23 protein-coding genes and 1 riboswitch are annotated in these 24,067 nt (G+C 67.0%); of the genes, 9 read left to right on the top strand and 14 right to left on the bottom strand.

Features of this window, described 5'->3' with window-relative positions:
• Positions 1-25: 25 nt before the first annotated feature.
• Positions 26-400: a hypothetical protein gene (locus AC5P6E_RS16350; protein ID WP_010487000.1), complete on the bottom strand. Its 375-nt coding sequence runs from the start codon at positions 398-400 to the stop codon at positions 26-28.
• Between the two features lie 212 nt (positions 401-612).
• Positions 613-1,644: a tRNA dihydrouridine(20/20a) synthase DusA gene (gene dusA / locus AC5P6E_RS16345; protein ID WP_019337796.1), complete on the bottom strand. Its 1,032-nt coding sequence runs from the start codon at positions 1,642-1,644 to the stop codon at positions 613-615.
• Between the two features lie 247 nt (positions 1,645-1,891).
• Here dusA and AC5P6E_RS16340 point away from each other — a divergent pair, with 247 nt between their 5' ends.
• Positions 1,892-2,182: a type II toxin-antitoxin system RelE/ParE family toxin gene (locus tag AC5P6E_RS16340; protein ID WP_019337795.1), complete on the top strand. Its 291-nt coding sequence runs from the start codon at positions 1,892-1,894 to the stop codon at positions 2,180-2,182.
• A 38-nt stretch (positions 2,183-2,220) separates the two neighbouring features.
• Positions 2,221-2,529 carry an addiction module antidote protein gene (locus AC5P6E_RS16335; protein ID WP_004136660.1) on the top strand — a complete coding sequence of 103 codons (309 nt, stop codon included), beginning with the start codon at positions 2,221-2,223 and terminating at the stop codon, positions 2,527-2,529.
• Positions 2,530-2,585: 56 nt separating this feature from the next.
• On the opposite strand, the gene AC5P6E_RS16330 is transcribed toward AC5P6E_RS16335, so the two are convergent.
• Complete coding sequence (locus AC5P6E_RS16330; RefSeq protein WP_019337794.1) at positions 2,586-4,040, bottom strand: SulP family inorganic anion transporter; 1,455 nt, start codon at positions 4,038-4,040, stop codon at positions 2,586-2,588.
• A gap of 209 nt (positions 4,041-4,249) precedes the next feature.
• Between AC5P6E_RS16330 and AC5P6E_RS16325 the strand changes: the two genes are divergently transcribed.
• Both AC5P6E_RS16325 and AC5P6E_RS16320 read left to right on the top strand, forming a co-directional pair.
• Complete coding sequence (locus AC5P6E_RS16325; protein ID WP_171954744.1) at positions 4,250-5,230, top strand: cation diffusion facilitator family transporter; 981 nt, start codon at positions 4,250-4,252, stop codon at positions 5,228-5,230.
• Positions 5,231-5,341: 111 nt separating this feature from the next.
• The gene (locus AC5P6E_RS16320) at positions 5,342-5,767 is read left to right on the top strand and encodes an organic hydroperoxide resistance protein (RefSeq protein WP_005411948.1); all 426 of its coding nucleotides are present in this window, start codon (positions 5,342-5,344) and stop codon (positions 5,765-5,767) included.
• A 231-nt stretch (positions 5,768-5,998) separates the two neighbouring features.
• Here the strand turns inward: AC5P6E_RS16320 and mmsB are convergent, their stop codons facing one another.
• From mmsB to AC5P6E_RS16295, 5 genes are read right to left on the bottom strand one after another with little or no spacing between them, the layout of a single operon-like run.
• A complete protein-coding gene (gene mmsB / locus AC5P6E_RS16315; RefSeq protein WP_043401854.1) occupies positions 5,999-6,889 on the bottom strand; it encodes a 3-hydroxyisobutyrate dehydrogenase in 891 nt (296 codons plus the stop codon).
• Positions 6,886-8,061, bottom strand: coding sequence for an enoyl-CoA hydratase/isomerase family protein (locus AC5P6E_RS16310; protein ID WP_241888917.1), 1,176 nt, complete (start codon positions 8,059-8,061; stop codon positions 6,886-6,888). Before AC5P6E_RS16310 ends, mmsB begins: the two co-directional genes overlap by 4 nt.
• Entirely contained in the window at positions 8,058-8,855 is a 798-nt protein-coding gene (locus AC5P6E_RS16305) for an enoyl-CoA hydratase (protein ID WP_010487013.1), read from the bottom strand. Before AC5P6E_RS16305 ends, AC5P6E_RS16310 begins: the two co-directional genes overlap by 4 nt.
• Positions 8,852-10,018: an acyl-CoA dehydrogenase family protein gene (locus AC5P6E_RS16300; RefSeq protein WP_029380118.1), complete on the bottom strand. Its 1,167-nt coding sequence runs from the start codon at positions 10,016-10,018 to the stop codon at positions 8,852-8,854. The genes AC5P6E_RS16305 and AC5P6E_RS16300 overlap by 4 nt, the downstream gene beginning before the upstream one ends.
• Before the next feature lie 14 nt (positions 10,019-10,032).
• On the bottom strand, positions 10,033-11,538 hold the full coding sequence (locus AC5P6E_RS16295) for a CoA-acylating methylmalonate-semialdehyde dehydrogenase (RefSeq protein ID WP_392422170.1): 1,506 nt from the start codon (positions 11,536-11,538) through the stop codon (positions 10,033-10,035).
• A 114-nt stretch (positions 11,539-11,652) separates the two neighbouring features.
• On the opposite strand from AC5P6E_RS16295, the gene AC5P6E_RS16290 reads away from it, so the two are divergent.
• A complete protein-coding gene (locus AC5P6E_RS16290) occupies positions 11,653-13,020 on the top strand; it encodes a helix-turn-helix domain-containing protein (protein ID WP_483698480.1) in 1,368 nt (455 codons plus the stop codon).
• 346 nt (positions 13,021-13,366) lie between these two features.
• Here AC5P6E_RS16290 and AC5P6E_RS16285 read toward each other — a convergent pair whose 3' ends face one another.
• Positions 13,367-15,214, bottom strand: coding sequence for a patatin-like phospholipase family protein (locus AC5P6E_RS16285; RefSeq protein ID WP_049480029.1), 1,848 nt, complete (start codon positions 15,212-15,214; stop codon positions 13,367-13,369).
• Between the two features lie 154 nt (positions 15,215-15,368).
• Positions 15,369-15,583: riboswitch (cobalamin riboswitch) on the top strand.
• Positions 15,584-15,744: 161 nt separating this feature from the next.
• On the opposite strand from AC5P6E_RS16285, the gene AC5P6E_RS16280 reads away from it, so the two are divergent.
• Both AC5P6E_RS16280 and pncA read left to right on the top strand, forming a co-directional pair.
• Positions 15,745-16,431, top strand: coding sequence for an epoxyqueuosine reductase QueH (locus AC5P6E_RS16280; RefSeq protein WP_010487022.1), 687 nt, complete (start codon positions 15,745-15,747; stop codon positions 16,429-16,431).
• Between the two features lie 56 nt (positions 16,432-16,487).
• Positions 16,488-17,114, top strand: a complete 627-nt coding sequence (gene pncA, locus AC5P6E_RS16275; protein ID WP_197597423.1) for a bifunctional nicotinamidase/pyrazinamidase — start codon at positions 16,488-16,490, stop codon at positions 17,112-17,114.
• A 207-nt stretch (positions 17,115-17,321) separates the two neighbouring features.
• Here the strand turns inward: pncA and purU are convergent, their stop codons facing one another.
• Complete coding sequence (purU, locus tag AC5P6E_RS16270) at positions 17,322-18,173, bottom strand: formyltetrahydrofolate deformylase (RefSeq protein ID WP_029550788.1); 852 nt, start codon at positions 18,171-18,173, stop codon at positions 17,322-17,324.
• A 114-nt stretch (positions 18,174-18,287) separates the two neighbouring features.
• On the opposite strand from purU, the gene AC5P6E_RS16265 reads away from it, so the two are divergent.
• A complete protein-coding gene (locus tag AC5P6E_RS16265) occupies positions 18,288-19,199 on the top strand; it encodes a LysR substrate-binding domain-containing protein (protein WP_019337784.1) in 912 nt (303 codons plus the stop codon).
• Positions 19,200-19,202: 3 nt separating this feature from the next.
• Here the strand turns inward: AC5P6E_RS16265 and AC5P6E_RS16260 are convergent, their stop codons facing one another.
• The 3 genes from AC5P6E_RS16260 to AC5P6E_RS16250 all read right to left on the bottom strand — a co-directional run bounded on the left by AC5P6E_RS16260 (position 19,203) and on the right by AC5P6E_RS16250 (position 21,732).
• On the bottom strand, positions 19,203-20,303 hold the full coding sequence (locus tag AC5P6E_RS16260) for an oxidoreductase (RefSeq protein WP_029550787.1): 1,101 nt from the start codon (positions 20,301-20,303) through the stop codon (positions 19,203-19,205).
• Positions 20,304-20,468: 165 nt separating this feature from the next.
• Positions 20,469-21,275: an NAD-dependent protein deacetylase gene (locus AC5P6E_RS16255; RefSeq protein WP_019337782.1), complete on the bottom strand. Its 807-nt coding sequence runs from the start codon at positions 21,273-21,275 to the stop codon at positions 20,469-20,471.
• A 55-nt stretch (positions 21,276-21,330) separates the two neighbouring features.
• Positions 21,331-21,732 (bottom strand): acyl-CoA thioesterase, encoded by a 402-nt coding sequence (locus tag AC5P6E_RS16250; protein ID WP_010487034.1) that lies wholly within the window; start codon positions 21,730-21,732, stop codon positions 21,331-21,333.
• Positions 21,733-21,885: 153 nt separating this feature from the next.
• On the opposite strand from AC5P6E_RS16250, the gene AC5P6E_RS16245 reads away from it, so the two are divergent.
• Entirely contained in the window at positions 21,886-22,521 is a 636-nt protein-coding gene (locus tag AC5P6E_RS16245; RefSeq protein ID WP_109815145.1) for a LysE family translocator, read from the top strand.
• Between the two features lie 144 nt (positions 22,522-22,665).
• On the opposite strand, the gene AC5P6E_RS16240 is transcribed toward AC5P6E_RS16245, so the two are convergent.
• On the bottom strand, positions 22,666-23,685 hold the full coding sequence (locus AC5P6E_RS16240) for a ribonucleotide-diphosphate reductase subunit beta (protein ID WP_005407669.1): 1,020 nt from the start codon (positions 23,683-23,685) through the stop codon (positions 22,666-22,668).
• Positions 23,686-24,067: the final 382 nt, after the last annotated feature.

The raw sequence follows: 24,067 nt of genomic DNA, 5'->3' as shown, positions 1-24,067 counted from the left end.
GGTTGATAGCGACAACTATCCCTGTTCAGGGGTTATCGCCGCGTAGTGATGACATATCCGACCGCGGCGTGCGCGGCTGTGAACGCGACGGGGCGGGGTCGTCCATGTAGCGGACCCGGCCCCGATCGTCCATGTACTTCACCCGGTTGATATCACGACCATCGAACGGCACGCGCTCGGCGCCGAGGATGTGGCCGCCGGTGGTGCGCTGCACGCGGCGCACGGCATCGGACAGCGACCGCTCGTCGCCACGGTTGCCACGCTCGCCCCGCTCCATCATCTCCGCCCGCGCCTGCTCGCCACGCGGCGGCTGTTGCGCCAGCGCCGAAGACAGCGGCACAGCCGACAGCACCACGCAGGTGGCCAGGGCAATGCGGCGATGGAAGGGAGCGGAAGACATCGATGCGATCCTAGCCGAGCACGGCGATTCGTTCAAAAGTCGTAAATCCGGCGCCGGGTTCGAAACCCAGCGTTTTACAAATCTTTTGCAAATTCTTGGTTTACAGCGGTGAATCCGGTCTGAACTTTTCCGGCCCTGCGCCCGCGTTGTTCAGCTAAGTGAACATTCGGGACGAATCGACGTCTCTTGTCAAGCCAGGAATGTGACTGCGGTCACGCTGCGGCCCGATCAGCTTCGCGTTCGGTGACCGCCAGGGCCTGTTCGATCAGGCTCCAGCCGGCGCCCGGGCGATGTGCGCCCTCGCTCAGCACCTGGCGGAATGCGCGACCACCGGGCTGGCCGTGGAACAGGCCGAGCAGGTGGCGGGTAATGTGCTTCAGCGCCAGGCCTTCGCCCAGCCGCGCCTCGATGTAGGGGCGCATCGCGCGCAGCAGGTCACCACGGGCCTGCAGCGGGGCGCCGGTGTGCAGCGCCTCCAGCTGATGCAGCAGGTAGGGGTCGTGGTAGGCCGCGCGGCCCAGCATCACGCCATCGACGTGCGCGGCCTGCGCCTGTACCGCCTCGATGCTGGCCAGGCCACCGTTGATCACCACCGGCAGTGCCGGGCGCTCCTGCTTCAGGCGGTAGGCCCAGTCGTACTTCAGCGGCGGAACCTCGCGGTTCTCCTTCGGCGACAGGCCCTTCAGCCACGCGTTGCGCGCATGCACCACCACCATCGCCGCACCGGCGGCAACCTGGCGGTCGACGAAGCTGGCAAACACGTCGTAGTCGTTGTCCTCGTCCACGCCCAGGCGGCACTTCACCGTCACCGGGATATCAACCGCGTCGACCATGGCCGCCACGCACTCGGCCACCAGCACCGGCTCGCGCATCAGGCAGGCGCCAAAACGCCCGGCCTGCACGCGATCGGACGGACAACCGCAGTTGAGATTGACCTCGTCATAGCCCCACTCGGCAGCGATGCGTGCGGCCTGCGCCAGCAGGGCCGGATCACTGCCACCCAGCTGCAGCGCCAGCGGCTGCTCGCTTCGGTCGAAGCCGAGCAGGCGCTCGCGATCGCCGTGGATGACCGCATTGGCATGCACCATCTCGGTGTACAGCCGCGCGCCCGGCGCAAGCACGCGATGGAACACGCGGCAATGGCGGTCCGTCCAGTCCATCATCGGGGCAACGGACAGGCGCAGGGAATCGGCGTAACGGGCGGTGGCGGACGTCATCGGGGCGTTGATCGTGGAGACTGGCATTGCCAGTGAGATCAATAGTTTACACCGCCCGGCTGAATGCGCCCGGTCAGTCGCGCGGCGAGCGCCGGCTGGGCCCGCTTCCGGCTGGCGGCCGGGGTGGGCTGGGCGGTGGCAGCGGACGCTTCCTGCCCTCGGGGAGCTTGGGGTTTGCGTTCTCCATGGATACGACCAGCGGGTCCAGCGCAGTACGCCACGCATTGACGCGGATGCCAATTGAACGGTGTATCCTTTTGGATACGATTTGTGGATGGCGACCCTCCAGGCAACAGAGACGTTCACGCGCTGGCTGCGCGGGCTCAACGACAGCGGCGCCCGAGCAGTGATCGTGGAACGCCTGCAGCGGGTCTCCCGCGGTCTCGAGGGAGATGTTCGATCAGTGGGTCATGGCGTGAGCGAACTGCGAATCAACCATGGGCCGGGATATCGCGTGTATTTCACACGTCGCGGAAGATCCATCGTCGTACTCCTGCACGGTGGCGACAAGTCGAGCCAGCGTCGCGATATCGAAAAAGCGGTCAGGCTCGCGGATCTGCTGTAGCCACCATTTGATTCCATGCCGTTGCCAGGACTCTCCCCATGAGCAAGCTGAAGACGATTCCCTTCGATCCCGCAGACTATCTGGATGATGACGTCGCAATCGCCACCTATCTGAGCGAGGCCTTGGCAGCAGGTGATGCGGGCCACTTCCAGGAGGCGCTCGGAACTGTTGCGCGCGCCCGCGGCATGGGCGGCGTTGCCGAGGTCTCTGGTCTTGGACGCGAGAGCCTGTACAAGGCGCTGCGTCCCGGAGCACACCCGCGCTTCGATACCGTGCAGCGGGTACTGTCAGCGCTCGGGGTGCATCTCATCGTGCAAGCCGACAAGCAACCCGCTGGCACCGCCTGATCGCTGCCGCTGCGCCCGCCGGGCATGGCCCGGCGCTACCAGCATGCCCTACGCGATCAATGCCCCCCGCGCGCGCCCCCGACCTGCTCGATCAGCGTCTGGCTGGCCGCATTGAGCCCCACCACCGTCACCTCCGCACCATGCGCGGCCAGCTTTTCCTGCGCCCGCTCCAGCGCGGCCACGGCAGTCAGATCCCACAGGTGGGCATCGCGCAGGTCAATCTGCACCTTCGGCGCCACGTGCTGGTAATCGAACGCCGCACCCAGCTGCTCCGCCGAGGCAAAGAACACCTGCCCACACACGCGGTAGACCTGTGTGTCACCAGCATCGTCGCGCTGCACATCCAGCATACGGCCCACCTTGCGCGCAAAGAACAGCGCCGACAGCAGCACGCCACTGAGCACGCCCTTGGCCAGATCGTGGGTAGCCACGGTGACCACCACGGTCAGCAGCATCACCGCGGACGAGCTGCGCGGATGCGTGCGCAGGTCGCGCAGCGAGCGCCAACTGAAGGTGCCGATGCTGACCATGATCATCACCGCCACCAGCGCAGCCATCGGGATCTGCCTCACCAGGTCGCTGCCGTACACCACCAGCACCAGCAGGAACACGCCGGCCACCAGGCAGGACAGGCGGCCACGTCCACCGGAGGTCACGTTGATCACCGACTGGCCGATCATCGCGCAGCCAGCCATGCCACCGAGGAAACCGGTGACCGTGTTCGCCACGCCCTGGCCGACGCATTCGCGGTTGCGTTCGCTGGGCGTCTCGGTGATGTCCTCGACAATCTGCAGGGTCATCATCGATTCGAGCAGGCCGACCACGGCCAGCGTGGCCGACACCGGCAGCAGGATGCGCAGCGTCTCCCAGCTGAGCGGCACATCAGGCAGCAGGAAATGCGGCAGGCTGTCGGGCAGCTGGCCCATGTCACCCACGCTGCGCACGTCCACGCCGAAGCCGATCACCACGGCGGTAAGCACCACAATGGCCACCAGCGGCGATGGCACCGTGCGAGTGAGGCGCGGCAGCAGATAGATGATCGCCAGCGCGGCGGCGCACAGCACGTAGACCGTAGGGCCGCGGCCAATCAGTTCCGGCATCTGCGCGAGGAAGATCAGGATCGCCAGCGCGTTGACGAAGCCGGTGATGACCGAACGCGAGACGAAGCGCATCAGCGAGCCGAGCTTGAACACGCCGGCCAGCACCTGCAGCAACCCGGCCAGGATGCTGGCGGCGAACAGGTACTGCAGGCCGTGATCCTTGACCAGGTCGACCATCACCAGCGCCATTGCACCGGTAGCGGCGGAAATCATGCCGGGGCGGCCACCCGCGATGGCGGTGATGACGGCAATCGAGAACGCGGCATACAGGCCGACCTTGGGGTCGACGCCGGCGATGAGCGAGAAGGCGATGGCCTCGGGAATCAGGGCCAGGGCGACGACCATGCCGGACAGCAGGTCGCCACGGAGGTTGCCGAGCCATTGGTGGCGCAGGGGATAGGACGTTTGCATGGGAAAACTCCGCGCGCACGGGCATGGGGCCACGTGGCGCTGCAGTGGAAAGACACGGGTTCCTGAGCCGGGCGAGCCGGCTGCCGATGGGCGGCAAGGGTCAGGGTGGCGTGATCACTGCAGGCGGGCGTCGGTGCGTTGGGAGGGGCGCAGTCTACGGGAAGCGGCCGCACGAAGGTAGCGCGACCGACCGCGAAAGGCCGCGGGGCATGGCGCCGCTCTACAATCGGGGCATGGCTACTGATCGCCCGCAGTTCTTCGACCCCGCCACCGAACAAGGCGTGCTGCGCCTGTCGATCGCCGCCTCGCTGCTGCTGGCCGCCGCCGCAGTGGTGTTCGGCCTGCTGGCCAATTCCTCGCTGATCATCTTCGACGGCATCTACGGCCTGATCGACGTGGTGATGACCTGGCTGTCGCTGCTGGTGGCACGGCTGATCGCGCTGTCCACCCAGACCGACGCGCTGCAATCGCGGCTCAACCAGCGCTTCACCATGGGCTTCTGGCACCTGGAGCCGATCGTGCTGGGGGTCAGCGGCACGCTGATGATCGGTGCGGCACTGTATGCCCTGGTCAATGCGGTGGATGCACTGATGTCCGGGGGCCGCCACATTGCGCTGGGCCCGGCCATCGCCTTCGCCGGGCTGTCGATCGTGGGCGAAGGCGCGCTGGCGTGGTTCATCCTGCGCGCCAACCGCCGCATCGGTTCGGAATTCATCGCGCTGGATGCGAAGAACTGGGTGATCGCGGCCAGCATGTCGGCCTGCTACCTGCTGGCCTTCCTCGGCGGTGTGCTGGTGCAGGGCACCTCGTGGGCCTGGGTCGGGCCGTACATCGACCCGGCCATCCTCGCCTTCGTCTGCGTGCTGGTGATGATCGCCCCGCTCGGTACCGTGCGCCGCGCGCTGGCCGGCATCCTGCTGGTCACCCCGCCGGAGCTGCAGGCGCACGTGGATGCGGTGGCGCGCGACATCGTCGCCAAGCATGGCTTCGTCGAGCACCGCAGCTATGTGGCGCAGGTGGGGCGTGGCGAGCAGATCGAGCTGTTCTTCGTGGTGCGCGAGGACGACCCGCCGCGGCCGCTGGTGGAATGGGACCAGCTGCGTGATGAGATCGGCGATGCGCTGGGCGAGGCTTCGCCGGACCGCTGGCTGACCATCATGTTCACCACCGATCGCGAATGGACGATCTAGGCCCACAGGACGATCAATCAAGTTTTTCGTACGCATTGCAACCCAACGTACGCGAAAACCGGGCAAAGTAGGCTCCAACGCAACACCCACCCACTGACCAGGAGCATCCCGATGTCCATCGAAAAGGTTCTGTACACCGCCCAGGCCACCTCCACCGGCGGCCGTGAAGGTCGTTCCGTCTCTTCCGACAACGTGCTGGACATCCAGCTGTCGACCCCGCGCGAGCTGGGCGGCGCGGGTGGCCCGGGCACCAACCCGGAGCAGCTGTTCGCGGCCGGTTACTCCGCCTGCTTCCTGGGCGCACTGAAGTTCGTGGCCGGCCAGGCCAAGGTCGCGCTGCCGGCCGACACCACCGTGACCGGCAAGGTCGGCATCGGCCAGATCCCGACCGGCTTCGGCATCGAGGCCGAGCTGACCATCAACGTGCCGGGCGTGCCGCGCGAGCAGGTGGAAGAGCTGGTGCAGAAGGCGCACATCGTGTGCCCGTACTCGAATGCCACCCGCGGCAACATCGACGTGACGCTGGTCGTCGCCTGATGCGGTGCTGCCGGCCAGCGGCCGGCAGCACCAACGTGAAAGGCAAAAAAATGGGCGGATGCCGGTCGAAACCGGGCATCCGCCCATCCCACCTCGGGTGGGCCCCGGCGCGCAGCCGGGGACGCATTCGCTACGGCGCGCATCCATCCTTCTGGAGGAGAGCCCCCTTGTTGTTCAAGGGGGTGCGCCAACGGCGCGGGGATAAGGTGGAATGCGCGGACCAGCGACCGGTTACCGGTCGCTGGTGATGAGCTGCACGACGCTGGAGAAATCCAGCTTGCCGCGGCCGGCCTGGTGGTTCATCGAGTACAGGTTGCGGGCCACTTCGCCCAGCGGGATCGAGGCGCCGACACTCATCGCCGCTTCCACCGCCAGGCCCATGTCCTTCAGCATCAGGTCGCTGCCGAAGCCGCCGCTGTAACCGCGCGAGGCCGGCGCATTCTCCAGCACGCCCGGCCACGGGTTGCACACTTCGGTGGCCCAGCTGCGGCCGGTGCTGACTGCCATCATCTGCGACAGCACCTTCGGGTCCAGCCCGTGCGCCACGCCCAGGGCGATGGCTTCACCGGTCACCGCCATGATCACGCCCAGCGCCATGTTGTTGCACAGCTTGGCCACCTGGCCGGCACCGCTGGCGCCCACGTGGAAGATGTTCTTGCCCATCGCCTGCAGCACCGGACGGGCGCGTTCCAGCGCGTCCTCTTCGCCACCGACGATGAAGGTCAGGGTGCCGGCCTGGGCACCGGCGGTACCGCCGGACACCGGTGCGTCGAGCATCTGCAGGCCACGCGCGGCGGCGGCTTCAGAAACCTTGCGGGCGCTGGCCGGTGCGATCGTGCTGCAGTCGATGACCAGTGCACCGGCGGGAATCGCGGCGAGGATGCCGTCGTCGCCCAGGTACACGCCTTCGACGTGGCGGCTGGCCGGCAGCATCGAGATCACCACCTCGGCATCGGCCAGGGTTTCGCGCGCCGATGCCGCCGCGCTGGCGCCGGCATCGACGGCGGCCTGCACCGCGGCCGGGACCAGATCGAACACGCGCACGGTATGGCCGTTCTTGACCAGATTGGCGGCCATCGGGCCACCCATGTTGCCCAACCCGATGAATGCAATGCGGCTCATGCAAGGCTCCTTTCAACAAGGGGAGTGCCCAGGTCGGCCAGCGGATGCGCGGCATCGGCCCAGGGGGAAGCGAAGAAGGTGTCGGCCCACGCGCCGCTGGCCTCGGCCAGCGTGGCCGGGTTCCATTGCGGATTGCGGTCCTTGTCGATCAGCAGCGCGCGGATGCCTTCGGCGAAATCGCCGTGGGCGGCGCAGTGCAGCGCGGTGATGTACTCCAGCCGGTAGACGCTGGCCAGGTCCTGGCCGGCGCTGCGGCGCTGCAGTTCAAAGGCCAGCCGCGCCGAACCCGGCGCACCAGCAACGAGGGTCTTCTGTGCCGCCTGCAGCCACGCATCGTCGGTCTGCAGGCCGGCAATGCGCGCAACGATGGCTTCAAGGTCATCGCCTTCGCACAACGCATCGACCTGCGCCGCGTGGGCCAGCAGTGGACCGGTGGCGGCATCGCTGGCATGCGACTGCAGCAGATGGGTCAGGCGTTCTTGGTTGTGTGCGGCATCACTGGACCAGGCCACCTGCAGTAGCGCATCGAACACTGCACTGCGGCGCTCTTCGGCCACGTGCACGTCGGCCAAGCCGGCGTAGATGGCATCGCCCGGGTTGAGCAGTGCGCCGGTCAGGGCCAGGAACAGGCCGCCCTTGCCCGGCACGCGCGGCAGCAGCCAGCTGCCACCGACATCGGGGAACAGGCCAACAGTGATTTCCGGGAAGGCCAACTTGGAGCGCTCGCTGACCACGCGGTGGCTGGCGCCGGACATCAGGCCGATGCCGCCGCCCATCACGATGCCATGACCCCAGCACAGGATCGGCTTGGCGTAGGTGTGAATGAGGTAATCGACGCGGTATTCAACGTCGAAGAACTCAGCGGCGTAGTCGTTCTCGCGGATGTCGCTGCGGCCGGCCTCACGGAAGGCGACCATGGCCTTGTACAGGCTGTGCAGGTCGCCGCCGGCGCAGAACGCCTTTTCGCCGGCGCCCTGCAGCACCACCATGGCGATGCCGTCGTCGTCGGCCCAGGCATTCAACTGCTTCAGCAGCAGGTGCGCCATCGGCAGCGAGAATCCGTTGAGCGTGCGCGGCGCGTTGAGCGTGGCGATGCCGATACGCGTGCCGTTGCCGGCCACGCGCTCTTCGAACAGCACCGGTGCGTCGTCGGCAGCGGTGTCGGTGCTCATGCGTTCTTCCACTGCGCGGTGCGCTTTTCCAGGAAGGCAGTCACGCCCTCGACCTGGTCGGCGGTGTCGAACAGGTCGACGAAGGCTTCGCGCTCGGCCACCAGCGCCGAGGCGTGGGTGCCGGTGCGGGTGGACTGCACCAGGGTCTTGCAGGCGGCGATGCTGGTTGGGCTCTGCTTGCCGGCCTTCTTCGCCCATTCCAGCGCCAGTGCCTTGGCTTCGCCCTTGCCAACCTTTTCTTCGGCAAGGCCGATGCGCAGTGCGGTCTCGGCAGTGATGCGCTCACCCAGCAGGATCATGCGCTTGGCCCAGCCCTCGCCCACCAGGCGCGGCAGGTTCTGGGTGCCGCCGGCGCACGGCAGCAGGCCGACGGTGGCCTCCGGCAGCGCGACCTGGGCATGGTCTTCGATGATGCGCAGGTCGCAGGCCAGCGCACATTCCAGGCCACCGCCCATGGCGTAGCCGTTGATCGCGGCGATCGACACGCCACGGAACCCGGACAGCGCTTCGAAGGCTTCGCCGAAGCGGCGCGCGGCCTCGCGTGCGGCGGCCTTGTCGCCGGAGGCGAACTGGTTGAGGTCGGCACCGGCGGAGAAGAACTTCTCGCCGTCACCGGTGATCACCAGTGCGTAGATGTCGCGGTCTGCGTTGAGCGCGCCCACCAGGTCGCGCAGCGCGGACAGGCTGTGCACGGTCCAGGTGTGCGCCGGCGGGTTGTTCAGGGTGACCACGGCGGTGTGGCCGTCGGCCTCGACCTTCAGGCCCACGTGCTCCTGGGTACGCCAATCCTTCATCGCAGTTCCTCTTCGGTGTTGAGCAGGTGACGGGCAACGATCACCCGCATGATCTCGTTGGTGCCTTCCAGGATCTGGTGCACGCGGCAGTCACGCAGCAGGCGCTCAATCGGGTATTCGCGGATGTAGCCGTAGCCACCGTGGATCTGCAGTGCTTCATTGCAGACGTTGAAACCCGCATCGGTGGCAAAACGCTTGGCCATCGCGCACCAGACATTGGCATCGCTGGCACCGGCATCGAGCTTGCGCGCGGCGGTGTGCACCATCTGCCGCGCGGCCACCAGCTGCGTGACCATGTCGGCCAGCTTGAACTGCAGTGCCTGGAACTCGGCCAGCGCCTTGCCGAACTGGCGGCGCTCGCCCATGTAGCGGCGCGCGGCATCCAATGCGCCCTGCGCAGCACCCAGCGAGCAGGCGGCGATGTTGATGCGGCCACCATCCAGCCCCTTCATCGCCAGCTTGAAGCCACCGCCTTCCTCTCCCAGAAGGTGGCTGACCGGCACGCGGACGTTTTCGAAGGTGATGCCACGGGTGGGCTGGCTGTTCCAGCCCATCTTCTCTTCCTTGCGGCCGAAGCTGATGCCCGGCAGGTCCGACGGCACGGCAATGGCGCTGACGCCACCTGCACCGGCACCGCCGGTACGCGCCATCACCACCAGCAGTTCGGTGGCACCGGCGCCGGAGATGAAGGCCTTGGCGCCGTTCAGCACGTAGAAGTCGCCATCGCGCACGGCGGTGGTCTTCAGCGAGGCCGCATCGGAACCGGCGCCCGGCTCGGTCAGGCAGTACGAGGCCAGCTTGTTGCCCGAAGACAGGTCGGTGCCCCATGCATCGCGGAGTGCCGGCTGGCCCCACGTGGACACCATCCACGAGGCCATGTTGTGGATGCTGATGTAGGCCGCGGTCGACGGATCGACGTTGGCGAGCTCCTCGATGACGACGGCGGCGTCCAGTCGGCTCAGGCCGCTGCCGCCCACTTCCGGGTCCATGTACAGACCGCAGAAGCCCAGTTCACCGGCCTTGGCGATCGCCTCGCGCGGAAAGATGCCCTCCGCATCCCATCGCGCGGCGTGTGGCGCCAGTTCGGCCTGTGCGAAGTCGCGCGCAGCCTCGCGGTACGCCTGCTGCGCTTCTTCCAGTTCCGTCGTCATCGAGTGGCTCATGGCTGCTCCTGCCGTTACTTCAGGCTGATCGTGGTGTTGACGCCGTGGCTCAGCGTTTCGTCATCGAACCAGCGCGCGGTGACCGTCTTGGTCTGGGTGTAGAACAGCACCACCTGCTTGCCGTACGGGCCCAGGTCGCCCAGCTTGGACGCGCGCGAACCGGTGAACGAGAACAACGGCACCGGCACCGGGATCGGCACGTTGATGCCGACCTGGCCGACGTCGATGTCTTCCTGGAACTTGCGCGCGGCGGCGCCGGACTGGGTGAACAGTGCGGTGCCGTTGCCGTTGGGGTTGCTGTTGACCATCGCGATGGCGTCTTCCAGCGTTTCCGCTTCGAGGATGACCAGCACCGGCCCGAAGATTTCTTCCTGGTAGATGCGCATGTCGGGGGTGACACCGGCAAAGATGGTCGGGCCGACGAAGTTGCCCTTCTCGAAGCCATCGACCTGCGGCTTGCGGCCATCGAGCACCAGCTTGGCGCCCTGCTCCACGCCCGAGGCGATCAGGCCTTCCACGCGCTCGCGGGCGCTGCAGGAAATGACCGGGCCGACATCGGTGCCGGCCACGGTGCCGCCGCTGACCTTCAGGGTCTTGGCCTTGGTCACCAGATCCTGCACCCAGTTGCGTGCTTCACCGACCAGCACCAGGGTGGAGGCGGCCATGCAGCGCTGGCCAGCGGCACCGAAGGCGGCACCGACCATCGCATTGAGGGTCTGTTCCTTGTTGGCGTCCGGCAGCACCACAGCGTGGTTCTTGGCGCCCATCATGCACTGCACGCGCTTGCCGGCCAGCGAGGCGCGGTTGTAGACGTGGGTGCCGACGCGGGTGGAACCCACGAACGAAACAGCCTTGATGTCCGGGTGGTCGCAGATCGCGTTGACCACTTCCTCGCCACCGTGGACGACGTTCAGCACGCCCTTCGGAATGCCGGCTTCCAGCGCCAGTTCGACCAGGCGCATGGTGACCATCGGGTCCTGCTCGGACGGCTTGAGGATGAAGGTGTTGCCGGTGGCGATGGCCATCGGGAACATCCACAGCGGGATCATCGCCGGGAAGTTGAACGGGGTGATGCCGGCGCACACGCCCAGCGGCTGCATGATCGTGTAGGTATCCACGCCATTGGCCACGTTGTTGGCCAGCTCGCCCAGCTGCAGGTTGCCGATGGCGGCGGCGTGCTCGACCACTTCCAGGCCACGGAACACATCGCCTTCGGCGTCCGGCAGGGTCTTGCCCTGTTCGGCGGTGAGGATGTGGGCCAGCTCGCTCATGTTCTCGCGGATCAGCTGCTGGTACTTCAGGAAGATGCGCGCACGGGTGCCGATCGGGGTCTTGCGCCAGGTCTTGAAGGCTTCCTTGGCGGCGGCGACGGCGGCGTCCACTTCGCCGGTGGTGGCGAACGGCACCTTGGCCAGCACGTCCTGGGTGGCCGGATTGATCACGTCCTGCCAGTGGGAGGTGGCCGATTCGATGAACTGGCCATCGATCAGCATGCGGATACGGGGCGCTGCAACAGTCATGACGACAATCCCACGGGCTCGAAAGATGCTTGGCATTATTCACAGCACCCACCTCGATTTCCGGGCTGAATCCGCTTAATCTGGCCAACACGCCAGACGATTCATGTTAATTCTGTGAATTATTCAGCCACCCAGCGACAACTTGGCCTGCGCCTGCTGCGGCTGCGCGAGCAGCGCGGCTACAGCCAGGTGGACCTGGCCCGCGCCTTGGGCCTGTCGGCCAGTTACCTGAACCAGATCGAGCGCAACAAGCGCCCACTCACCCCGGCCGTGCAGAAGAAGCTGGGCGAAGTATTGGGCGATGTTTCCGCACTGTTCGACGAAGATGAGCCCGCCGCGCTGCAGGAGGCACTGGGCGAGACCCTGCGCGACCTGGGCCTGGCGGAGGTGAGCGCGACCGAACTGCGCGCCTTGGCCGGCAACCTGCCGCAGGTCAGCCGCGCCCTGCTGGACCTGCATCGGCGCCACCTGGCGCTGCGCGAACATGCCGCCGCCCTGGAATTCCAGCTGGGCGAGCCGGGTGCCGGCAGCACCCTGCCCGCCGGTGACCAGGTGCGCGAGTTCTTCAACCGCATGCACAACCACATCCCCGAGCTGGACGAACTGGCCGAGCGCCTGTTCGCCGAGTGGGGGCTGTCGCCCGGGCATGTGGCACCACGCCTGCGCCAGCTGCTGGCCGACCGCCATGGCGTGCTGGTGGAAGTGGCGGCGCTGCAGGCCGGGCGCGAGAAGCGCCAGTTCGATGCCGGTGCACGGCGGCTGTGGCTGCCCGATTACCTGGAACCGGGCCAGCAGGCATTCCAGATGGCCGCCGAACTGGCCCTGCACGGCTACCTGCCGCAGATCGATGCGGTGGTGGCGCGTGCCGGCTTCACCGATGAGGCACGCATCGCGCAGGCGCGCATCGGCCTGTCGAACTATTTCGCCGGCGCGCTGGTGATGCCGTACATGCGCTTCCTGCGTGCGGCCGAGGCCAGCAGCTACGACATCGAACTGCTGGCGCATCAGTTCGGCGTCGGCTTCGAGGCGGTGTGCCATCGGCTGAGCACGCTGGCACGGCGCAGTGCGCCGGGGCTGCCGTTCTTCTTCATCCGCGTGGACCGTGCGGGCAATGTGTCCAAGCGCCATTCGGCCACCGATTTCCATTTCTCGCAGGTGGGTGGGTCGTGCCCGCTGTGGATCGTCTACGAGGCGTTCAACCAGCCCGGGCGCATCCTTACGCAGACGGCGCGCATGCCCGATGGGCGCCGCCATTTCTGGCTGGCGCGGCAGGTCAGCAGCGGGCCGGTGGGGCATGGCCAGCCGCGCAAGACCTTCGCGGTGGCGCTGGGCTGCGACCTGCAGCATGCCGAGCGGCTGGTGTATTCGCTGGGGCTGGATGTGCAGAGCCCGGGCAATTCGGTGTCGATTGGCCCGGGCTGCCGGGTGTGCCCGCGCGAGGACTGCATGCAGCGCGCGTTCGCGCAATTGCCGGGGCGGTAGGGTTGGTTCGGCAGGGCTGCGCCCTGCACCTGCCGAAGCCGAAGCAACAGCAACAGCAAAAGCTGGCATTCCGTGGGATGGCGGGGCGGTGTCGGATTGCGGGGACGCCGTGAACCCGTCCCTGGGGGCTTGGCCGCGGCATCCATGCCGCGGACACCCCGCAATCCGACACCACCCCGCCTTCGACAGTTTCCTTCCATCTGTCGGAACGACGTATTGCTCTGGTAGGTGTCGACCTTGGTCGACACGCTTGATCCACGCCATGCGTGGATGTTCTTCGATGAACGTTCGAAATATTCGATTTCGATGGGGTTCCATCCACGCAAGGCGTGGATCTACTACCGGGTCAGTAGATCGGCGTCACCTTCATCTGCGGCAACGGGCGCGGTGCGCCGTCGGTGAGGTCGGGGCCGAGGTCCTCCCAGCTGCGACCCTGTTCGACCATCAACCCCCACAGCTGCTGCGAGGCCAGCCGCTTGTCTTCCGAACCCAGCTTGTATGACGGTGGCGTCGGCTGGCCAGTGGCAACCATCGCGTACGCCGCGCGGTAGGCCAGCACCTGCTGCGCCGGGTCGTCGGTGCGTGCCACTTCCAGCGTGTAGCGCTGGTAGGCCGAGGCCAGGTTGCGCCAGCGGATCCAGTAGTGGTTCTCGAACGAGAACGAACAGAAGCGCGCACCGGCCAGGCTGCCCTTGTCGGCGATGCGGGTCAGCACCTCCTGCGGCATGTCCAGGTTCATGCCGCCTTCGTCGCCCTGCAGGCTGACGTGCACGATGCGGTCGCGGTAACCCGGCGCGCGCGCCTGCAGCAGATCGCGCCAGTTCTGCATGGTCGCCACCACCGCGAACAGGAAACGCCCCAGTTCCGCGGCCGCCAGCGGCGTGGCGATCGACTGATAGGTCCGCTGCCAGCCATGACGGTTTTCGGTGGGCAGGAACACCGCGTGTTCCAGCGACTGGCGGCCGCTGCTGCCGTGGCTCACCTCTTCAGCGTGCTGCGGGTAGACCAGGTTGATGGCGAAGGTCGGCCAGCGCGGCAAGGCGGCATCGAACAGATGGATCGGGAAGTTGCTGCTGATGCCGCCATCGGAGAACCAGCAGATGCGGAAGGCGGTGATCACCGGGCCACAGGTCTGCCCGGCACTGGTCAGCCCTTCCATGCTGTCGGCCACGTTGTGCTCCTGGTCGGCGGCAGGCGCGGTGGGTTCGCAGCGACGCTCGCGCCGCGAGGGCTCATGCAGCGGCACCGCGCTGATCAGCAACGGGAAGCTCAGGCTCATGCGCGTGGCCACCAGCACCGGCAGCTTCGGGCCCTGCGGCAGGTGGTAGTACCGTCGCCCCTCCACCTCCAACGGCGGGCCAGCTTGATCCACCAGCCACTGCACCACGCTGGCCGGGAACAGCTGCTCGAACTCCTCGCGCAGGAACCAGAACTGCGCGCCACCCAGCGGCAGCGTACGCGGCTCGTTGTGCGACACACAGGTGGTGATCATCTGCAGGCTGATCGCATGCGGGCTGTCCGGCTCGCCGGCATAGCGCGGCGCATCGTGCAGGTCGGCGAAGGTAAGCGGTGCATCCAGCGGCTTGCCGGACAACTGCTGCAGGCACTCGTGCAGCCACTCGGTCAACGCCGGCTTGCGTGCATCACGGCCGAGGCCGCTGCACAGGCCCAGCAGATTGCGCCGCGCCACCCGCGCCACCCGCAGCGCGGCACCGGCCACGCCGGCACCGTAAGCGCACAGCAGCGACGGCAGCAGCGTGGCGGCCACGCCGCTCCAGCCACCACCCCACCAGCCCAGGCCGAGCAGCAGCGCCAGCGACACCAGCACTTCCAGCGGCGCGATCTCGAACACGGCAACGGCCAGGCACAGCAGCTTGTGCGGCAGGCGGGCATTGCCGGTCAGCACCACCAGCAGCCGATAGGCCGCACGCGCGCCCCGTGCCGGCTGGAACAGGCTGTAGATGAAGCCGCGCCGCGACAGCTGCGCCGACACCGCCGACAACCCGCCATAGCCGGCATCGCCAGGCAGGTGCTCGCCCGCCTGCTGGCGGCGATCACCGCAGGCTGCCGCGGCCGCCACCGCCGCAGCGATGGCGCCGGCCGAGGTGCCGCCGATGCTCTTGAAGCGATACTCGCGCGCCAGCGCCAGTACCGCATTGGGGTACACGATGCCGCTGGTGATGCCGCCTTTCATGACCAGATCGCAGTACTTCGCCGCCACGAGTCACCTCCCGTCTGTCGATGCACAGTATGGCAAGAGGGGCTCTCACAGCCTGAGAAACGAGCCACAGCCCTGCGCTTTGATTGGCCCTTGACCATTGCCGTCGACGCGTCCACCGTGGGCACGCCGAAGGTATCCCGGCCGTGGCATTGATGGCGGCCGGGATTTAAACGGGAATCCGGTGAAGGCGCCTCGCGCGCCCATTCCGGAGCTGCCCCGCAGCGGTGAATGGAAACGAATCCTGCCAACAGCACTGGGCTCGCGCCTGGGAAGCGGCAGGTAGTAGGTGGGCTGCGGCCCGTGTCCATCAGCCCGAATACCGGCCCCGGCCGGGGGACACGACCGTCCCCTGATTCGACCTGGAATCTCCGCGGGGAGGTTGCCGGGGCCGTCCTTGTCCTGCGCGTGCAGGCGATGCGGCCGCGCGCGTCCTTTTCACGGTATCCGGCCAGACCTGTTCACCCACGCGCTGATGCATGGGCCACCGCCGTTGCCGGCGGTCCATGCGGTACCTGACGATGACCGAGCTCCAACGTCCCACCCTGACCCTGCCCGCCGACGGCAAGCGCCTGCTGCTGCATTCATGCTGCGCGCCCTGCTCCGGCGAAGTGATGGAGGCGATCACCGCCTCCGGGATCGACTACGCGATCTTCTTCTACAACCCCAACATCCACCCGGTGAGGGAATACGAGCTGCGCAAGCAGGAGAACATCCGCTTCGCCGAGCAGCACGACATCCCGTTCATCGACTGCGACTACGACACCGACAACTGGTTCAGCCGTGCGCGCGGCATGGAGAACGAGCCCGAACGCGGCATCCGCTGCACGATGTGCTTCGACATGCGTTTCGAGCGCACTGCGCTGTACGCGCACGAACACGGCTATGACACCATCAGTTCTTCGCTGGGCATCTCGCGCTGGAAGAACATGGCGCAGATCAACGACTGCGGCATCCGCGCCGCGTCGCGCTACGAGGGCCTGCAGTACTGGGACTACAACTGGCGCAAGGGCGGCGGTGCCAGCCGCATGATCGAGATCAGCAAGCGCGAGCAGTTCTACCAGCAGGAGTACTGCGGCTGCGTGTACTCGCTGCGCGATGCCAACCGCCATCGCCGCGAGAATGGCCGCGAGCGGATCAAGATCGGCCTGCTGTACTACGGGCAGGACGCTGGGACGCCGCAGGGCGATTGACCTGTGCCGCCGGGGCGGCCACGCTGGTCGCCCCTTCACGTTGTAGTGGACCTGCCATGACCGCCCTGCCCGCCGATGTCGCCCTGCTGGTGATCGACCTGCAGCCAGACTTCATGCCCGGCGGTACGCTGGCCTGCGACCAGGGCGATGCGCTGGTGGTACCGATTGCCGGTCTGCTGGCGCAGCGCCGCTACCGCACCGTGGTGGCGACACAGGACTGGCACCCGGCCGACCATGCCTCGTTCGCCAGCCAGCACCCCGGCCAACGCCCCTTCGAGACCATCCTGCTGCACGCGCAGCCGCAGACCCTATGGCCGGACCACTGCGTGCAGGGCAGCGCCGGTGCCGCCCTGCACCCGGGCGTGGACTGGACCGTGGCCGACCTGATCCTGCGCAAGGGCACGCGCCAACAGGTGGATTCGTACAGCGCCTTCCGCGAGAACCATGGCCCCGATGGCGAGCGCCCAGCTACCGGCCTGGCCGGCTGGCTGCACGAGCGCCGCATCCGCGAAGTGCATGTGTGCGGCCTGGCCCGCGACTACTGCGTACTGTGGAGCGCGCAGGACGCGGTGAAGTCCGGCTTCCGGGTGAAGTTCCTGTGGGAGCTGACCCGGCCGGTGACCGAAGCCAATGACGCGATGGTGCGCGAGGCGCTGGGCAAGGCGGGAATCGCGATCGCCTGACGGGCGACCGCCGGGCATGGCCCGGCGCTACCGCGCACGTCGCTTATGCCGCTTGCGCGCTCCTGCCCACGACAACACAATCGATTCATCCAGCCCCCCAACTACGCCCCCCTACAGATCGCGGGACGGCCGAACCGGGGGCTTTTCACTGGATGAAATTAGGATTCGGTAGTGCCGGGCCATGCCCGGCGGACGCGGGATGGGCGATTACCGGAACACCACCGTTCGGTGCCCGTTGAGCAGGATGCGGTGCTCCACATGGCGGCGCACCGCGCGCGCCAGCACCAGCGATTCGGTATCGCTGCCCAGCCGCACCAGTTCGCGCGGTGCCATCGCGTGGTCCACGCGGGCCACGTCCTGTTCGATGATCGGGCCTTCGTCCAGATCCTCGGTGACGTAGTGCGCGGTGGCACCGATGATCTTGACCCCGCGCGCGTGCGCCTGGTGATACGGCTGCGCGCCCTTGAAGCTGGGCAGGAAGCTGTGGTGGATATTGATCGCACGGCCGGCCAGTGCGCGGCACAGCGTGGGTGACAGGATCTGCATGTAGCGCGCCAATACCACCAGATCGATGCGCTCGCGCTCGACCAGGTCGATGATCTGCTGCTCCTGCACCGCACGCGTATCGGCGGTCACCGGCAGATGGTGGAACGGCACCTGGTAGGACGCGGCCAATGGCGCGAAATCGGCGTGGTTGGACGCCACTGCCGCGATGTCGACTTTCAACTGGCCGCTGTGGGCACGGAACAGCAGATCGTTGAGGCAGTGCCCCTGCTTGCTGACCAGCACCAGCAGGCGTGCGCGGCGGCGGCCATCATGCAGCTGCCAGTCCATGCCGAAGCCTTCGGCAAGCGTGGCCATGGCGGCGTACACGGTCTCCAGCGGCAGGCTGGCATCGCGGTCGAAATGCACGCGCAGGAAGAAGCGGCCGCTCTCCTCGTCGCCGAACTGCTGGGCGTCGAGGATGTTGCAGCCGTGGTCGAACAGCAGGCCGGACACGCGGTAGACGATGCCGGTGCGGTCGGGACAGGACAGGGTAAGAATGGAATCGGGGCGCATCCCCCGAGTGTAGGGCAGCGCCGCGCCCGCCGGATCGATGGTCACCGATGCAACCGAACAGCTTGGTTCAGTCCCAAGCGATACTTGGGCGTCCCCATGGCAAGCTGGTCGGTCATGAACCTGTTGCAACTGATCCGCAGCTTCACCCGCACCGCAGAGACCGGCAGCATTGCCGCCGCGGCCCGCATCCTTGGCATCAGCGCCACCGCAGTCGGCCAGAACATCAACCGGCTGGAGGCGCATCTGGGGGTACGGTTGCTGAACCGAAGTACGCGCCAGCTGGCCCTCAGCGAGGCCGGCGCGCTGTACCTGGCGCAGGTGCGCCACATCGAAGCCGACCTGGCGCGCGCGCAGGCGATGGTCACTGCCGGTGACATCGAGCCGGCCGGGTCGCTGCGCATCGCCAGCAGCAGCGCCTTCGGTCGCCATGTGCTTGCCCCCTTGCTGCCTTCACTGCAGCAGCGTTACCCACAACTGCAGCTGGAGCTGCGCCTGACCGACCGCGCCGTGCAGCATGGGCCGGAAGCGGTGGATGCCAGCATCCGCATCGGTGCACAGCTGGAAGATGGCGTGGTCGCGCGGCAACTGGCACGCGTCCCGTTCGTGTTCTGTGCCTCGCCGGCCTATCTGAAAGCGCACGGCACCCCGCAGCAACCCTCCGACCTGAGCGGTCATCGCGGGCTGCTGCACCGCTTCCCCACCGATGGCCGACCGCTGCGCTGGGGCCTGCTGAAGGATGGCCAGCGCGTGGACGCCGCACTGCCGCCGAGCATGGTCTGCGATGACATCGATGCACTGGCAACGCTTGCCGCGACCGGTGCCGGCATCACCCGGCTGGCCGCATTCGTGGCCGAGCCCTACCTGCGCGATGGCCGCCTGCAGGCGGTGTTCGGCGCCGACACGGCGTGGCGCCCGGAGCCGATGGAGGTCTATTTCTGCGTCAGCGACCGCCGCGACTTCACCGCCAAGATCCGCGCGCTGTTCGAGCACCTGCAGGCCGGCATGGCGCCGGCCTGGCGGGTGTGAGCCTCAGCGCGCCTTGAACACGCCGCGCGCGTCGCGCGGCTCGCAGCGCAGGTACTGCGGCGCCGGTTCCACGCTGTCGCGCAGCGCGGCGGCGGCATGCCACGGCCAGCGCGGGTCGTAGAGGATGCCGCGCGCCAGGGCCACGGCATCGGCGTGGCGATGGCGCAGGATCGATTCGGCCTGCTCGGGCTCGGTGATCATGCCCACCGCGATGACCGGCATGCGCACCTTGGCCTTGATCGCCGCCGCGAACGGCACCTGGTAGCCCGGGCCGACGGTGATCTTCTGGCGCTCGTCCAGGCCGCCGCTGGAGACATGCAGGAAATTGCAGCCGCGCGCGTCCAGCACCTGGGCCAGTGCTTCGCTCTGCACCAGATCCCAACCACCGTCGACCCAGTCGCTGGCGGAAATGCGTACACCCACGGCGACCTTGTCGGACACTACCGCACGCACCGCGTCGAACACTTCCACCAGCAGGCGCAGGCGGTTCGGCAGCGAGCCACCATAGCCATCGGTGCGGCGGTTGCTCAGCGGCGACAGGAACTGGTGCAGCAGATAGCCGTGCGCGGCATGCAGCTCGATCAGCTCGAAGCCCAGGCGCTCGGCGCGCACCGCACTGGCGGCGAAGGCGGCGATGACCTCGGCGATGCCGGCCTCGTCCAGTTCCTGCGGTGCCGGATCGCCGGCATGGAACGGCAGCGGCGACGGCGCCACGGTGGACCAGCCACGCGCATCATCGGCTGACAACTGGCCGCCGCCGTCCCACGGGCGCTTCACCGAGGCCTTGCGGCCGGCGTGGCCGAGCTGGATGCCCAGTGGCATCGGCGACCAGCGGCGGACGCTGGCCAGCACCTGTGCCAACGCGGCTTCGGTACCGTCGTCCCACAGGCCCAGATCGGCCCAGCTGATGCGGCCGCGCGGCTCGACCGCGGTGGCTTCCAGGATCAGCAGGCCAGCGCCCGACTGCGCCAGGTTGCCCAGGTGCATGGCGTGCCAGTCGCTGGCGCGACCGTCTTCGGCGGAGTACTGGCACATCGGCGCGATGACGATGCGGTTGGACAGGGTCAGGGGGCCGAACGAAATCGGCGAGAACAGCTGGCTCAAGACGGTGATGAACGACGTAGGGGGTGCGTATTGCACCGCCGCACGGCCGGCGAATCAACCGTCTGGATGGATCGCTGTTTCGCGGGGACGCATGATGGGTAGCGCCGGGCCATGCCCGGCGAACGTGCGGCGCGGCACCCCGTTTCCGCCGGGCATGGCCCGGCGCTACCCGGTAACGAGCCCTGCAAGCGCCTCAGCGCAGTCCCGCTCGTCCTTGAACTGCAGCAGGTCGTCGGCACGGGTGCGGCCGCGGTTCAGCGCCGCCACCGGCAGCCCTGCCCTGGCCGCCGCCTGCACGAAGCGGAAACCGGAATAGACCATCAGCGAAGAACCCACCACCAGCACGGCGTCTGCCTGCTGCAGGTGCTCATGCACCGCTGCCACGCGTTCACGGGGCACGTTTTCGCCGAAGAACACCACGTCCGGCTTCAGCAGGCCGCCGCAGGACGGGCAATCGGGCACCACGAAGCTGGAGAAATCGGTCTCCAGATCGGCATCGCCATCCGGGGCGATACCGGCCTCCAGCGCGTCCCAGCCCGGATTGGCGTCCAGCAGGCGCTGCTGGAAGTCCTCGCGGCCGCTGCGGCGTTCGCAGCCCATGCAGCGCACCCGATCCAGTCGGCCATGCAGGTCGATCACGTTGCGGCTGCCGGCCCGCTGGTGCAGGCCGTCCACGTTCTGGGTCAGCAGCACCTGCAGCTTGCCGCGGCTTTCCAGGGCAGCCAGGGCCTGGTGGGTGCCATTGGGCCGGGCCAGGCCGAAGCGCGGCCAGCCCAGCAGGCTGCGCGCCCAGTAGCGCTGGCGGGTGGCCGCCTCGCCCATGAAGGCCTGGTAGGTCACCGGCGGCGTGCGTTTCCACTGGCCGTCGGTATCCCGGTAATCGGGAATGCCCGAGGCGGTGCTGCAGCCAGCGCCGGTCAGCACGAACAGGCGCTGGGCGCGGTCGATGAAGTCGGTCAGTGGCGGGGTCATGGCTGCCAGATGGGGGCGCGGCGGCGCCCCCGCAAGCGCCGGTCCGTTGGCCGGGTCAGGCCGCCGGCAGCGGTGGCACCGCGATCGGGTGGCCTTCCTCGTCCAGCGCGATCATCACGAAGTGGCCGCGGGTACACAGCTTGCGCTCGCCGCTGTGCAGGTCTTCGGCGACCAGTTCCACCTCCACCTTCATCGAGCTGCGGCCGACTTCGACGATGCGGCCGATGGTCTCGACCATCTGGCCGATGCGGATCGGCAGCTTGAAGTCGACCTGGTCGCTGCGCGCGGTCACCACCGTGCGGCGCGAATAGCGGGCGGCGGCCAGGAAGGCCGCCTTGTCCATCCACGCCAGTGCCTGCCCACCGAACAGGGTGCCGAGGTGGTTGGTGTGGTTCGGGAAGACGATTTCGGCCATGCGCACTTCGGTGGGCGGCACGGTCTCGGGGCTCGGGGTCATGGGGGTGCTTGGGTGTGTGGGGTCCGGTAATTTTATGCGACCGGCGTGACGGCCATCGGAACGCATGTGCAATGGCCACCTGGCAGCGGTGCCTGCGCAGGCCCCGCCCATGGCAGGCGCTACACTGCGCCACGCCCACCGTCAGGACCACCCATGCCCGCCACTTCCGACCTTCTGGCCTTTGCACTGGTCTCGCTGGCCATGGTGATCACGCCCGGGCCGAACATGATCTACGTCATCTCGCGCTCGATCTGCCAGGGCCCGATGGCGGGACTGATCTCGCTGGGCGGGGTGGCGCTGGGCTTCGTGTTCTACATGCTGTGCGCGGCGCTGGGCATCACCGCCCTGCTGATGACGGTACCGTTCGCCTACGACGCACTGCGCATCGGCGGCGCGCTGTACCTGCTGTACCTGGCCTGGCAGGCGCTCAAGCCGGGTGGCCGTTCGCCGTTTGCAGTGCGCGACCTGCCGCAGGACAGCCCGCGCAAGTTGTTCACGATGGGCTTTCTGACCAATCTGCTGAACCCCAAAGTGGCGGTGATGTACCTGTCGCTGCTGCCGCAGTTCCTGCACCCGGACAGCGAAGGCAGCGTGCTGATGCAGTCGATCGTGCTGGGCTCCACCCAGATCCTGGTCAGTGTCAGCGTGAATGGCATGATCGCGCTGACCGCTGGCAGCATCGCCGGCTTCCTGGCCGCGCACCCCACCTGGCAGATGGTGCAGCGTTGGCTGATGGGCACGGTACTGGCCGGGCTGGCGGTGCGCATGACGGTGGAAGGGCGGCGATAGCCGCTCTTTGTAGAGTCGGGCCATGCTCGACTGATCTTCGCGGACAGCAGTCGAGCATGGCTCGACTCTGCAAAAGCCCGGCGCGCAACAAAAAACCCCGGCGATCGCCGGGGTTTTTCGTTGCGACAGGCTTGACCGGTTCGATCAGAAGTTCATGTCGAAGGCCACTTCGCCCTGCACGCCGACCTGGTAAGCCGAGACGCGGCGTTCGAAGAAGTTGGTCAGTTCCTGCACGTCCTGCAGTTCCATGAACGGCAGCGGGTTGCGCACGTTGTACTTCTTTTCCATGCCCAGCTTGGCGAAATGCTGGTCGGCGCAGTGCTGCAGGTACTGGCGCATGTCGCGGGTGGAAATGCCGGCCACGCCGCCGGACAGCACGTCCTCGGCGAACTGCACTTCGCACTCGATCGCCTCGGCCAGCATGTCGTAGACCTGCTGCTTCATCTCTTCGTCGAACAGGTCCGGTTCTTCCTCACGCACCACACGCACCGACTCGAACGCGAACTCCATGTGCGCGCTCTCGTCGCGGAACACCCAGTTGGTGCCCGAGGCCAGGCCCGGCAGCAGGCCACGCGAACGGAAGTAGTACACGTAGGCGAAGGCAGCGAAGAAGAACAGGCCTTCGATGCAAGCGGCGAAGCAGATCTGGTTAAGCAGGAACTGGCGGCGCTGTTCACGGGTCTCGATGCGGGTCAGGCTCTGGATCGAGTCGATCCACTTGAAGCAGAAGTCGGCCTTCTTCTTGATCGAGTCGATGTTCTCCACCGCCGAGAACGCCTTGGCGCGCTCTTCCGGATCCGGCAGGTAGTTGTCGAGCAGGGTCAGGTAGAACTGCACATGCAGCGCTTCTTCATACAGCTGGCGCGACAGGTACATGCGCGCTTCCGGCGCATTGAGGTGCTGGTACAGGTTCAGCACCAGGTTGTTGGACACGATCGAGTCGCCGGTGGCGAAGAACGCGACCAGCCGGTGGATCAGGTGGCGCTCACCCGGCGACATCTTGCTGTGCAGGTCGGTGATGTCGATCTGGAAGTTGATCTCTTCCACCGTCCAGGTGTTCTTGATCGCGTTCCTGTACATGTCATAGAACTGCGGGTAGCGCATCGGGCGCAGGGTCAGTTCAAAACCGGGATCGAGCAGCATCTGCTTGGGCTTGTCGGCCATGGGTGTCAGTTTTCCTCAATTTCAAAATGCAGAAAGCTGGGGAGAGAATACTCTCCCCAGCTGTAGATCACTTGTATTCGCGCCGCACACCCTTGAAAGGATCCTTGCTGCTAGTCTTCACATCCATGATTCGCCCATCGGGTCCACGCTTTGCGTGATGGCCGGAAGGCGTCAGGAACTGCGAGCGGTCGCGAACCGCACCAATACGAGCGTTGTTTTTCGGCGGATTAGTAGCCATCGTTAATTTACCTAAACAAAAAAGGCATCCGGACTACAACTTGACCCGCCAGCAGAACGAGATCTGGATTGCTATACTCGCTCCACTTCTTAGAGGAAGTGGCAGATCTAGACCCTCATCCGGATACGGAGTTTGGGTTTTGTG

Source organism: Stenotrophomonas sp. YJH_SMC_16 (assembly GCF_059367875.1).
The sequence above is the reverse complement of the archived record's forward strand: the minus strand, read 5'-3'. Positions and strand labels throughout refer to the sequence as shown.